This is a genomic window from Nocardia sp. NRRL S-836 (assembly GCF_001279525.1).
Lineage (GTDB): Bacteria > Actinomycetota > Actinomycetes > Mycobacteriales > Pseudonocardiaceae > Lentzea.
The window spans coordinates 1-12436 of record NZ_LGDY01000146.1; the positions used below are offsets into that span (position 1 = coordinate 1).

Below are 12436 nucleotides of genomic sequence, written 5' to 3' on the forward strand. Positions count from 1 at the left end.
GTTGAAGCAGCGTTCGACGACGTTGCGGCGCTTGTAGATCACCGGATCGAAGGCGGGTGGGCGGCCTCCGGCCCGGCCGCGGCGGGCTCGGTTGGCGCGTTGGTCGCGGCGTTCGGGGATGGTGGCCCGGATGCCGCGGCGGCGCAGGTGAGCGCGGATGGACTTGCTGGAGTAGCTCTTGTCCGCGATCACCCGCGCCGGCCGCGTCACGAACTGGCCGGGGCGAGCCGGCGGGAACCACACACCCGCCAGCACGGTGGTGAACATGGTGCAGTCGTTGATGTTGCCGCCGGTCAGGACGGTCGTGAGCGGGCGGCCGTGTCCGTCACAGGCTAGGTGGATCTTGGTCGAGGGGCCGCCGCGGGACCGGCCGATAGCATGATCATCTGGTTCGGTCTGCCCGCCACACGACCCGCTCGCCCCCTGTGTGCGCACGCGGACGGCGGCGGGCACCGGCCGCGTGCTGATGGGCACGCACGATGCTGGAGTCGACCGCGACCTCGCGGTCCAGCTCGTCGATCGCCTCCGCGATCACCCGCACCCTGGACACCAGCATGGTCAGGGTGCCGTTGCGTGACCAGCGCCAGAACCGGTTGTAGACCGTCTTCCACGGCCCGTACCGCTCCGGAAGGTCACGCCACGACACCCCGGTCTTCGCTTTGAACAACATCCCGTTGATCACACGCCGGTCATCCACCCGCGGACGGCCCTTCGCGCCCGAGACCGGCAACAACGGCTACAACGCCTGCCACTGCTCATCAGTCAGCTCATGCCTGCGCACCACGACACAAGATCAAAGCACGTCGGAGCAACCAGCTTTGAGGACGGGCCCTAGCACCCGGCAGACGGCTCGCGCTCTACGACATCGTCGCGGAGCACCCGTTGGCCGAGCACATCGTGTGCGACGCGTACGCGTACGCGTACGCGCACTGCACGTGGGCGGCAGCCTCGTGGCCCTCATCCGCTACACCGTGATCTTCTTCGCCCGCAACTTCGAGCTGCCCGCAACTTAGGGCGTGGACCGCGGACAGGCGCCTCGTAGTCGCACGCACTCCACCGGTGAAGGTGCGCGTGACCAAGCCTGTCACCCGATCGGTGAAGGTGACCAGATGATGGGCGCCGTTGACATAGATCCGGCTGCCCGGTCCGATGGATCGGGCTTTTCGGAAGGGTGGCGACGTGCGGATCGAGCAGCTCGAGTACATCCAGGCGGTCACCCGGCTCGGGTCGCTGCGCCGCGTCGCGGAGGAGCTGCACCTGTCGCAGCCCGCGTTGAGTGAGACAGTGCGCAACTTGGAGCGCGAACTGGGCGTCAACATCCTGAACCGCACGCGGTCCGGCGCACGGATCAGCGACGAGGGCCGCGAGCTGCTTCCCTACATCGCCGGAGTGCTCGAAGCCGTGGACCAGCTCCGCCGGGCCGCCGACGACCAGCACCACAGCAACCGGGTGCTGCGCGTGGGCACGGTCAACGCGGCGACCGTCGGGCTGGTGATCCCCACCATCCGGGAGTTCCGCGAGACCCATCCGGCGACCCGCGTCGAGGTGGTGGACGCGCGTGAGGCGGAGATCCACCGGTCGCTGCGGGAGGGCAGCCTGGACATCGGGCTGGTGAACTACCTGCGCGGCGACGACCCGCCGCCGGACTTCGACACGACCGAGCTGCTGTGCGGGCAGCCGGTGGTGTGCCTGCGGGCGGACAGCCCGCTGGCCACCCGGCCCACGATCGAGGTGTCCGACCTGGTCCGCGAGCCGCTGATCGAGATGCGGTCCGGGTACGTCATGCACCGGTACCTGCACCGGCTGCTCGACGGGCGCACACCTTTGTTCTCGTGCTCCACCGACGGCGCCGAGATGGGCAAGCTGATGGTGGCGGAGGGGTTGGGCGTCACCGTGCTGCCGGACTTCAGCGTCGTCGGCGACCCGCTCGAACGCGCCGGAACCATCACCTGGCGCCCTCTGGCGTCCCGTCAGGTGGACGTCCTGCTGGTCGCGCAGCGCCGCCGGTCAGGCCCGGCCACGCGGCCCGCACGCGAGCTGCACCACCTGTTCGTCAAGCGTGCCGTGGAGTTCGGGGAGCGCGCGGCATGAGCTCGACGCACCCGCAGCGGTGGAAGGGAAACCCTATCGCCCCCTCGGCGATGTCGAATGGACCGATCACGACGAGCGTGCCTAGACTTTTTCCCATGTCGACCGATCGCTGGGACCTCACCCGGCGGCGGCATGTGGATTTCGTGCGAATCGCCGGCCAGAGTTGTCCGCGCTGATCAGCGTTGAGCCAGCCGCCCCCTTTCTTCCCCTTTCATGGGAGTTTTCGCCGTGTCCACAGAAAGCCGCACCGAAATCGGTCAAGAGCCGCTGAAGTTCGCCTACTGGGTGCCGAACGTCAGCGGCGGCCTCGTGACGAGCACGATCGAGCAGCGCACCGACTGGACCTACGACTACAACCGCAGGCTCGCGGTCCTCGCCGAGGACAACGGGTTCGAGTACGCCCTGTCCCAGGTGCGGTACATGGCCAGCTACGGCGCCGCATACCAGCAGGAGTCCACCAGCTTCAGCCTCGCCTTGCTGCTGGCTACCCAGCGGCTCAAGGTGATCGCCGCCGTCCACCCCGGGCTGTGGCACCCCGCCGTGCTGGCGAAGCTGATCGCCACCGCCGACCACCTCTCCGGCGGCCGTGCCGCGGTCAACGTGGTGAGCGGGTGGTTCAAGGGCGAGTTCACCGCGCTGGGCGAGCCCTGGTTGGAACACGACGAACGGTACCGCCGGTCCGAGGAGTTCATCCGGGTCCTGCGCGCGAGCTGGACCGAGGACGACGCGCAGTTCGCGGGCGACTTCTACCGGCTGCGCGGGTACGACCTCAAACCGAAGCCGTCGGCCGCACCGGGCCGGCCGCACCCGGAGATCTTCCAGGGCGGCAACTCGACGGCGGCCCGTGCCATGGCGGGCCGGGTCTCGGACTGGTACTTCAGCAACGGCAAGGACTTCGAGGGGATCAGCGAGCAGATCGCCGAGGTCGGCCACACCGCATCGCAGCACGGGCGGACCGTCCGGTTCGGGCTCAACGCCTTCCTCATCGCCCGCGACACCGAGGCGGAGGCGCGCGACACGCTCCGCGAGATCGTGGCGAAGGCCGATGTCGACGCCGTCCACGGTTTCCGCGACGCGGTCCGGCAGGCGGGCGGTTCCGCGCCGGACCGGAAGGGCATGTGGGCGGACTCGGACTTCGAGGACCTCGTGCAGTACAACGACGGGTTCCGCAGCAAGCTCATCGGTACCCCCGAGCAGATCGCGCACCGGATCGTCGAGTACAAGCGGCGCGGGGTGAACCTGCTGCTGCTCGGTTTCCTGCACTACCTGGAAGAGGTCGAGTACTTCGGCCGCCACGTGCTGCCCATCGTCCGCGAGCTGGAGGCCGGCCTGGTTACCGGCGCCGGCACCCCGGAACCCGTAGGAGTGACCCGATGACCACCACCGAGAGCACCACCGACTGGGCCGGGGAACCCGCGCCCGCGGACTCCGCCGGCTGGGTCGCGCGTGCGGCCGAGGTCGCCGCGGTCCTGGCCTCCGACGCCGTCGAGCGCGACCGCGCGGGCAAGACCCCGCATGCCGAGATCCGGCTGCTCAAGGACGCCGGGCTGGTGACGCTGCTCGGCCCGGCCGAGCACGGCGGCGGTGGGCAGGACTGGAGCACCGCCTACCGGGTGATCCGCGAGATCGCGAGCGGCGACGGCTCGATCGGGCAGCTCATCGGCTACCACTACCTGTGGGCGTGGGCGGCGCGGCTGGTCGGCACGCCGGAGCAGATCGCGGCCGTGGAGGAGCAGGCGACCCGCGAGCGCTGGTTCTACGGCGGCGCGGTGAACCCCAGGGACAACGACCTCGTCATCACCGAGGACGGCGACGAGCTCGTGTTCAACGGCCGCAAGTCCTTCTCCACCGGCGGCAAGGTCTCCGACGTCACCGTGCTGGAGGGCGTCCTGGCGGGGACGGACAAGCACATCTTCGCGATCGTCCCGTCCGCACAGGACGGGATCGTCTTCAACGACGACTGGGACAACCTCGGCCAGCGGCTCACCGAAAGCGGCAGCGTCGAAATCCGCGACGTGCGGGTGCCGTGGGCGCAGGCCGCGGGATATGTCGACAAGGAGTTCCGGCCCAGGACCTACAACACGCTCAACGTGCCGCTCATCCAGTTGGTGTTCACCAACTTCTACCTCGGCATCGCCCGCGGTGCGCTGAGCACGGCGACCGCGTACACCCGCGACCGCACCCGGCCGTGGCCCTACGGCGGCGACAACAAGGGTTCCGCGACCGAGGAGTTCTACATCCTCGACACCTACGGCGACCTCCAGGCGAAGCTGTGGGCCGCGGAAGCCCTCGCGGAGCGGGCCGCCGAGGCGATCGAGCGGATCAACGCGCACGCCGATGCGGTCACCCCGGAGGAACGCGGCCACGCGGCCGTGCTCATCGCGGCGGCCAAGCAGCGGGCCGTCGACACCGGCCTGGAGATCGGCACGAAGGTCTTCGAGGTGACCGGGGCCAGGGCGAGCGCGAACTCCGTCGGGCTGGACATCTTCTGGCGCAACATCCGCACGCACAGCCTGCACGACCCGGTGGCGTACAAGCGGGTGGAGGTCGGGAGGTACGCGCTGCTCGGCGAACTGCCCGAGCCCACCTGGTACACCTGATCGACCGCCGGGCCTCGGCCCTCATCACCACACCGGAGGACGCCATGACCGGACTGGTCGACTCACCACGCGCGGCCGCAGTGCTCCGTGACGGGGCCGAGGCGCTGGCGGCAGCCGACCGGCTCGCCGCCCGGTTCGCCGAACGCGCGGCCGAGCGCGACGCTCACCGACTACTGCCGACCGAAGAGTTGACCGAGCTGTCGGCGAGCGGCCTGCTCGGCATCACCGTGCCACGCGAACACGGCGGCGCGGATGTCGGCACGGCCGTCGTCGCGGAGGTGTTCCGGCGGCTCGCGGCCGCCGACCCGAATATCGCGCAGATCCCGCAGAGCCACATCGTGTACGTGAACGTGCTGCGGCATCAAGGCACGCCGGAGCAGCGACGATTCTTCTTCGCCGAGGTACTGGCGGGCAGGCGGTTCGGCAACGCGCAGTCCGAGGCGGGCACCAGGCACGTCCAGGAGTATCGGACGCGGCTGCTTCCCCACCCCGACGGCGGGTTCGTGCTCGACGGGCTCAAGCACTACTCGACGGGGGCGTTGTTCGCCCACTGGATCCCGGTGCTGGCCAGGGACGCCGACGACCGGGTCGTGGTCGCCTACGTGCCGGCCGACGCGCCGGGGCTGACCGTGGTGGACGACTGGGACGGCATGGGGCAGCGCACCACGGCAAGCGGTTCGGTGCGCCTGGACGGCGTGCGGGTGCCCGCCGAGCGAGTCGTGCCGCACCACTTGACGTTCACCGGCCCGCAGCTCTACGGCGCCCAGGCGCAGATCCTGCACGCCGCCATCGACGTGGGCATCGCGCGTGGCGCGTTGACCGAGGCGGTGGCGTTCGTCCGAACCAAGAGCAGGCCGTGGTTCGAGGCCGGCGTCGAACGGGCCGAGGACGACCCGCTGACCGTGCAGCGGTTCGGCGAGCTGGAGATCTCGGTGCGCGCGGCGGAGGCGCTGCTCGCCGAGGCCGGCCGGGCCGTCGACGACGCGGCCGCGCGGCTCGCCAGCAGCGGACCGGAGGCTTCGCTGGACGAGCAGGCGGCCTCGGCGTCCATCGCCGTCGCGACCGCGAAGGCGTTCGCCGACCGGACAGCCGTCGACGTGACGAGCGCGCTGTTCGAGGTGTCGGGTACCCGGTCCGCGCTGGACCAGCTCAACCTGCACCGCCACTGGCGCAACGCACGCACCCACACATTGCACGACCCGGTGCGTTGGAAGGTCCAGCACATCGGCCGCTACGCGTTGACCGGGGCGCTACCGCCCAGGCACGGCCTGATCTGACCGGAGGCCCGACTTGTCCTCGATCCTCGTCCTGTCCGGCAGCCCGTCGGCCACCTCGCGCACCGCGGCGCTGGCCGAGCACGTCGCTGCCCGGCTGCGAGTGGACGGCCACACCGCCGCCACCGTCCGGGTGCGTGACCTGCCGGCCGGCCCGCTGCAGCACGCGGACGCCGCCGACCCCGCCATCGCCGCCGTCGTGTCGGCCGTCTCCGAAGCCGACGGGGTCGTGGTGGCGTCCCCTGTGTACAAGGCCGCCTACAGCGGGCTGCTCAAGCTGCTGCTCGACCTGCTGCCGCAGTTCGCGTTGAAGGGCAAGGTGGTGCTGCCGCTCGTGACCGGCGGCAGCAGCGCCCATGTGCTCGCGATCGACTACGCGTTGCGGCCGGTGCTGTCCTCGCTCGGTGCGGACCACGTCGTGCCGGGCTGGTTCGTGCTGGACCGGCACATCGACGCGCTGGACGGTGACGTGCGGCTGCACCCCGACACCGCAGGCCAGTTCTACCCGGTGGTCGACGCGTTCTCCGCCGCCGTGCACACCCGTTCGCTCGTGCCCGCACCCTGACCCGGAAGGTTGTCATGACCCTGACGTTCCACTGGTTCCTGCCGACGTACGGGGACAGCCGCTACCTCGTCGGCGGTGGCCACGGCACCGACATCACCGCGGCGGGCGGTGACCGGCCGGCCACCATCTCCTACCTCGCCGAGATCGCCCGCGCCGCCGAGCAGCTGGGCTTCGTCGGCGCTCTCACTCCCACCGGCGCGTGGTGCGAGGACGCCTGGCTCACCACCGCGATGGTGGCGCGCGAATCGGAACGCCTCAAGTTCCTGGTGGCGTTCCGGCCCGGCCTGGTCTCTCCCACGCTGGCGGCGCAGATGGCGGCCACGTTCCAGCGGCACTCCGGAGGCAGGCTGCTGCTCAACGTGGTGACCGGCGGCGAGGACCACGAGCAGCGCGCGTACGGCGACCACCTCGGCAAGGACGAGCGCTACGAGCGCACCGACGAGTTCCTGACGGTGACGCGCGCGTTGTGGCGCGGCGAACGCGTCACCCTGAACGGCAAGCATGTGCAGGTGGTCGACGCGGCCTTGTCACGGGTGCCCGACCCGGTGCCGGACATCTACTTCGGCGGATCCTCCTCCGCTGCCGTCCGGGTCGCCGCCCGCCAGGTCGACGTGTACCTGACCTGGGGCGAGCCGCCGGCACAGGTGGCGGAGAAGATCGCCTGGGTGCGGGCCGAGGCGGCGGCCGGCAGCGCTCCCCGGTTCGGCATCCGGTTGCACGTGATCAGCCGCGACACCTCCGAGCAGGCGTGGGCCGAGGCCGACAGACTGCTGGCCGCGCTGGACCCGCGGGTCATCGCCTCGGTGCAGGACGGCTTGGCGCGCAGCGGGTCGGTCGGCCAGCGGCGGATGCGCGAACTGCACGGCGGGCGCACCGACCGGTTGGAGGTCTCGCCCAACCTGTGGGCAGGAGTCGGCCTGGTCCGAGGCGGTGCGGGCACCGCCCTGGTGGGCAGCCACGTCGAGGTGGCCGAGCGGATCGAGGAGTACCACGCGCTGGGCATCGACGAGTTCGTGCTGTCCGGCCACCCGCACCTGGAGGAGGCCTACTGGTTCGGCGAGGGCGTGCTGCCACTCCTGCGGGCCAAGGGCTTGTGGAGCCACCCGGCCGCACCGCTGGAGACGGCACCGACCGGCATACCGTTCGCACCCTCCCGGTGACCCCTGTCGGGTACCGAAAGATGGCTCAACGCGCTGGGCCTGCGGATCACACTGCTGCAGGGAATGCCCGGAGACACCAACCGGTGCTGTCGCAGCGACACCTGCGAGCAACGCCCTGTCCTCTGGACGCAGTCGTGGGCGCTGATCGCCAAGCTGTCTGCGCAAGACCTCGAACCGATGGCATAACGCGAGAATCTCGACGTCCTCCTCACGATCGCTCATGCGCAACAGCCACAGCGCGGCGAAGGCGTGAGAGACGGCGAGGTAGGCGAAGCGAACCAGCACGGCCGCGGTCGTACCGGAGGCCGATCGGCACCTTGCCGATGCCGCCGACCTGCACGGGCGTACTTCTCGGCACGCACAACGTCGGCACTTCCGCAACGCCGTGCGGTTCCCGCACTTGGCCGCCGAGCGATTCGGTCATGATTCACGTCGTGATCGATGAGTCGATGTCCCCCGACGAAGTACTGGCTCGCCTGTCCTCTTTGCGGCAGCACACCCGGGGCGGGAAACGGTCACCGCACAAGCCGCTGCTGGTACTGCTCGCGTTGGGGCGGTTGACGACTACCGGCACCAGCGCGCTGTCCTGGGCAGCGGACTCCGGGAAGCTGGCGGACTTGATCCGGGCCTTCGGCCCGCCCTCGGCCACGCAACCCGCACAGGCCGCCGCGTATCCGTTCACCCGCCTGCGCTCGGACGGCATCTGGACCCTCGACCGCGACGTGCCCATGGATCGCGTGCAACCACTCACCACCGAGGAGATCCTCGGCCGGCTGGACCCGAAACTCGAACAAGCTCTGCGCGATCCGGATCTCGCCGCCGCGGCGGCCCGGCGCCTGGTCGAGTCCGAGTTCCCGCCCACCGTCGCACCAGACGTCCTCACGGCGGTCGGCTTGGATCCCGACGCGGTCCTCGGTGTCACCGGTACACCGGTGCCCCGACGACACCGGCAGAGTTCGTGGCCCGCCACCGTCCTGCAGGCGTGGGACCGGCAATGCGCTTTCTGCGGCTTCGACGGACAACTCGGCGCCGCCACCGTCGGCGTCGAAGCCGCACACATCCGCTGGTTCGCCTTCGACGGCCCAGACACCCCCGACAACGGTCTGGCGTTGTGCTCCCTGCACCACAAACTGTTCGACCACGGTGTCCTCGGCCTGAACCACGACCTGCGCATCACCGTGTCCGCCAAGTTCACCAGCCGCACCACCACCGGGCGAACCGTCTACCAATTGCACGAACGCCCACTCGACCCCAGACCCGGCACCACCCCACCCGCGTCAGCACACATCACCTGGCACACCCGCGAAGTCTTCAAAAGTCCCGCACTGACCACCTGACCTGTGCCAGCCGAACACCCACTGCCGCTGGTCACGACGACGGGAATGACGCGGTGGCGCCAGCGCTGCGATCTCTGCCGTGAACCGCCTTTCGGGCGCAACCGAGGGCGCCTGGGCGGGTTCCAGCACCATCCACCCGCGCCGGGCGAACCGGAGGAACAGCTCGCCGGCGAACCGCTCCCGAGGTGATGCGCGACCTGGGGCACTTGCGTCGCCATCGGACCGCACGTCCATCGCACCCTCGGCACGGGAACCGGTCACCACGTCGATCCCGACTCCCACACCCGCTCGCACACCTGGAGATCACATCACGCGCCAGTAACGAACTGGTCCTCTCGGCCGACTGCCAGTCAAGGGGGATTGCGTGGAGCTGCGGGTTCTGGGGCCGGTGGAAGCACGTGTGGCCGGCGCGGTGGTACCGGTGGGTGGACCGAAGTTGCGAACGCTGCTGGCGCTGCTCGTGGTGGGCGGCCGGCGGGTGGTGGGGCTCGGGGAGATCACGGACGCGCTGTGGACCGAGCGTCCGCCCGACAACGCGCGTGCCGCCGTGCAGACGCACGTGTCGGCGCTGCGGAGGGTCCTCGGCGGCGCGGTGGTGCACCGGGGCGGTGGTTACCTGCTGGACGTGCCGGACGACCGGGTCGACCTGTGGGAGTGGGAGCGGCTGATCGCCGAGGGGCGGCGTGAACTGGCCGGAGGCCGGTTCACGGCGGCGGAGCGGGCGCTCGGTGCGGCGCTGGAGCTGTTCCGGGGCGAGCCGCTGGGCGGGGCGCACGGGTGGTGGGTCGAGGCCGAGCGCGCCCGGCTGGCGGACGCCTGCCTCGCGGCGCGGGAGGGTCTGTTCGACGCGCTGTTGGGCGCCGGTGCGGCGGTGCCGTTGCCGGAACTGGCCGCGCTGGTGGAGCGGCATCCGTTGCGGGAACGGCTGCGCGGGCAGCTGGTGGTGGCACTGGGCAGGGCCGGCCGGCGGTCCGACGCGCTGGCCGCGTACCAGGAGGGTCGGCGGCTGCTGGTCGAGGAGATGGGTGTCGAGCCCGGTCCCGAGCTGCGGGCCGCGCAGCAGCGCGTGCTGCGCGGGGAGGACGAGGGCACCGCCGCCGAGCCCGAGCACGTTCCGCACCCGGTGCCGGGACAGCTGCCGCCCGACATCGCCGATTTCACCGGGCGGTCAGCCGAGGTCGCCGCAGTGGTCGGTGCGGCGGCGGGTGCGGTGGTGGCCGTGTCCGGCAAGCCGGGCGCGGGCAAGAGCACGCTGGCGGTGCACGCCGCGCACCGGTTGCGCGAGCGGTTCCCCGACGGTGTGCTGCACGTCTGCCTGCACGGCGCGGGGTCTGCGCCGCTCGATCCCGCGGAGGTGCTGGGGCGGTTCCTGCGGGCGCTCGGAGTGCCGGCCGCCGAGGTACCGGGCCTGGTCGAGGAGCGCACCGCGCTGTTCCGCAGCCTGGTGGCCGCCCGGCGCGTGCTGGTCGTGCTCGACGACGCGGCGGACGAGCGCCAGGTCCGCCCGTTGCTGCCGGGCGGGCGTGACTGCCTGTGCATCGTCACGAGCCGGGCGCGGCTGACCGTGCTGGAGGGCGCGGCACACGTCGACCTCGACGTCTTGGACGAGACGGGATCCCTCGCACTGCTGGAACGCATCGTCGGCGCGGAGCGGCTGGCGGCCGCGCCGGACCGCGCCGCGGAGGTGGCACGGCTGTGCGGCCACCTGCCTCTGGCGCTGCGGGTGGCGGGCGCCCGGCTCGCCGCGCGCCCCGACTGGCCGCTGGCCCGGCTCGCCGACCGGCTGCGAGGACAGCGCAGGCTGCTGGACGAGCTGGTGTCGGGCGACCTGGAGGTGCGCGGCAGCCTGGCGCTGAGCTACGCGGGTCTGACCGAGCCGCAACGGGCGGCGTTGCGGCTGCTGGGCTGGCTGGGCACGCCGGACTTCACCGCACGTCTGGTCGCGGCGTTGCTGGAGGTGGACGTCGAGGAGGCGGAGGACCTGGTCGACGGACTCGTCCACGCGCGGCTGCTCGACCCGGTCGGGCTGGACGGCACGGGCCGTTCGCGGTACCGGCTGCACGACCTCACCAGGGTGTTCGCCTGGGAACGCGCCGAGCACGAACAGCCGCGCGAACTGCTGCTCGCGGCGGCGCGGCGGGCGGGAGACCGCTGGGCGGCGCTGGTGGAACACGCCTCCGGGGACACGCGGACGAGGGTGCTGCGGCCGGGTCCGTCGTCGACCGGGCCGGACGCGCCGCCGGACTGGCTCGCCGACGTGCGCGCGAACCCGGTGGCCTGGTTCGAGGCGGAGCAGGCCACCATGGTGCACGCGGTGGAGCGGTTGAGCGAGCTGGAGCTGGTCGACGTGGCGACCCGCCTGGCGGCGCTGCTGTGCTCGTCGTCGTTCGCCGTGGAGAACCGCTTCGCCGACTGGTGGCGCACGCACGACGCTGCGCTGGCGGCCGCGCGCCGGGCGGACGACCGGGCCGCGCAGGGCCTGCTGCTGGCCGGGCTCGGCTGGCTGCGCAGCGAGCAGGACCGGGTGGAGGAGGCTGCCGACTACTACGCCCAGGCGGCCCAGGCCTACGCGGAGGTGGGCGACACGGCCGGGCAGGCGGTGACCGGTCTGCTGCTGAGCACCGCGCAGCGCGAGCACGGCCGGCTGGCCGAGGCACTGGCCACGCTCGACGCCGCCCTGCCCGCCCTGCGCGCCGCCGGCGAGCCCCGTGCGCTGGCCAGGGCCGCCCACAGCCGAGCGCTCACCCTCACCGAGCTGGGCGGCCTGGACGAGGCGCTCACCGAGTGCGACCGCGCCCGTGCCGCCTACGAGGCGCTCGACGACGAGCACGGCGTGGCGCTGACCCTGCGGTCCCGCGGCATCATCCACCGCGCGGCGGGACGGGTGGCCGAGGCGAACGGGACGGCCTGCGGGCGCTCGAGGCGTTGCGGGCGGCGGATGACCGGCTGATGACGGCGTACGCGGCCCAGTCACTGGCCAAGGCCCGCATTCGGCGCGGGGTGCCCGCGTCGGCGCGCGAGCCGTTGCAGGAGGCGCTGGTGACCTGTCACGCGATGGAGGACGGGTTCGGGCAGGCGCTGGTGCTGCGCACCCTGGGCGAGCTGGAGCTGGCGGAGGGCAGGCCTGCCGAGGCGCACCACTTCTTGGAGCGGTCGCTGCAGTGGTGGGACGCGCTGGGCCTGCCGCTGTGGCGGGGACGCAGCCTGCGCGACCTCGCCAGGGCGCTCGAGGCACTGGGCCGCCAGGACGAGGCCGCTGCGGCGTCGGCGGAGGCGGCACGGCTGTTCACCCGGCACGGCAGCCGGGAGGCCGGCGAGCCGCCAGCACTCTCGCAGCGTCTCCACAGCGTTCTCTGAGCGGTCTTCCCTAGCTTCCCGCTCATGGGGGATGGCCAGCACGGCCATCTGA

At 71.6% G+C, this 12436-nt stretch carries 11 protein-coding genes; 9 read left to right on the forward strand and 2 right to left on the reverse strand.

Features of this window, described 5'->3' with window-relative positions; all coding sequences use genetic code 11:
* Both ADL03_RS39795 and ADL03_RS39800 read right to left on the reverse strand, forming a co-directional pair.
* Window positions 1-474 (reverse strand): IS5 family transposase (locus tag ADL03_RS39795; RefSeq protein ID WP_053738844.1); only part of this gene is annotated, 474 nt, incomplete at its 3' end.
* Window positions 383-733, reverse strand: coding sequence for a transposase (locus ADL03_RS39800; RefSeq protein WP_082373896.1), 351 nt, complete (start codon window positions 731-733; stop codon window positions 383-385). The genes ADL03_RS39800 and ADL03_RS39795, both read right to left, overlap by 92 nt.
* A gap of 446 nt (window positions 734-1179) precedes the next feature.
* Here ADL03_RS39800 and ADL03_RS39810 point away from each other — a divergent pair, with 446 nt between their 5' ends.
* The 9 genes from ADL03_RS39810 (at window position 1180) to ADL03_RS49040 (ending at window position 12384) form a co-directional block, all read left to right on the forward strand.
* Complete coding sequence (locus ADL03_RS39810; RefSeq protein WP_053738831.1) at window positions 1180-2091, forward strand: LysR family transcriptional regulator; 912 nt, start codon at window positions 1180-1182, stop codon at window positions 2089-2091.
* Window positions 2092-2319: 228 nt separating this feature from the next.
* On the forward strand, window positions 2320-3468 hold the full coding sequence (gene sfnG, locus ADL03_RS39815) for a dimethylsulfone monooxygenase SfnG (protein WP_231642814.1): 1149 nt from the start codon (window positions 2320-2322) through the stop codon (window positions 3466-3468).
* Complete coding sequence (locus ADL03_RS39820) at window positions 3465-4691, forward strand: acyl-CoA dehydrogenase family protein (RefSeq protein ID WP_053738833.1); 1227 nt, start codon at window positions 3465-3467, stop codon at window positions 4689-4691. The genes sfnG and ADL03_RS39820 overlap by 4 nt, the downstream gene beginning before the upstream one ends.
* 44 nt (window positions 4692-4735) lie before the next feature.
* Window positions 4736-5968, forward strand: coding sequence for an SfnB family sulfur acquisition oxidoreductase (locus tag ADL03_RS39825; RefSeq protein WP_053738834.1), 1233 nt, complete (start codon window positions 4736-4738; stop codon window positions 5966-5968).
* 13 nt (window positions 5969-5981) lie between these two features.
* The gene (ssuE, locus tag ADL03_RS39830) at window positions 5982-6530 is read left to right on the forward strand and encodes an NADPH-dependent FMN reductase (RefSeq protein WP_053738835.1); all 549 of its coding nucleotides are present in this window, start codon (window positions 5982-5984) and stop codon (window positions 6528-6530) included.
* Between the two features lie 14 nt (window positions 6531-6544).
* Window positions 6545-7690 (forward strand): LLM class flavin-dependent oxidoreductase, encoded by a 1146-nt coding sequence (locus ADL03_RS39835; protein WP_053738836.1) that lies wholly within the window; start codon window positions 6545-6547, stop codon window positions 7688-7690.
* Between the two features lie 323 nt (window positions 7691-8013).
* Window positions 8014-9027, forward strand: coding sequence for a phosphorothioated DNA-binding restriction endonuclease (locus ADL03_RS39840; protein WP_231642817.1), 1014 nt, complete (start codon window positions 8014-8016; stop codon window positions 9025-9027).
* A 436-nt stretch (window positions 9028-9463) separates the two neighbouring features.
* Entirely contained in the window at window positions 9464-11977 is a 2514-nt protein-coding gene (locus ADL03_RS39845) for an AfsR/SARP family transcriptional regulator (RefSeq protein ID WP_197289070.1), read from the forward strand.
* A complete protein-coding gene (locus ADL03_RS49040) occupies window positions 11977-12384 on the forward strand; it encodes a tetratricopeptide repeat protein (RefSeq protein WP_197289071.1) in 408 nt (135 codons plus the stop codon). The genes ADL03_RS39845 and ADL03_RS49040 overlap by 1 nt, the downstream gene beginning before the upstream one ends.
* Window positions 12385-12436: the final 52 nt, after the last annotated feature.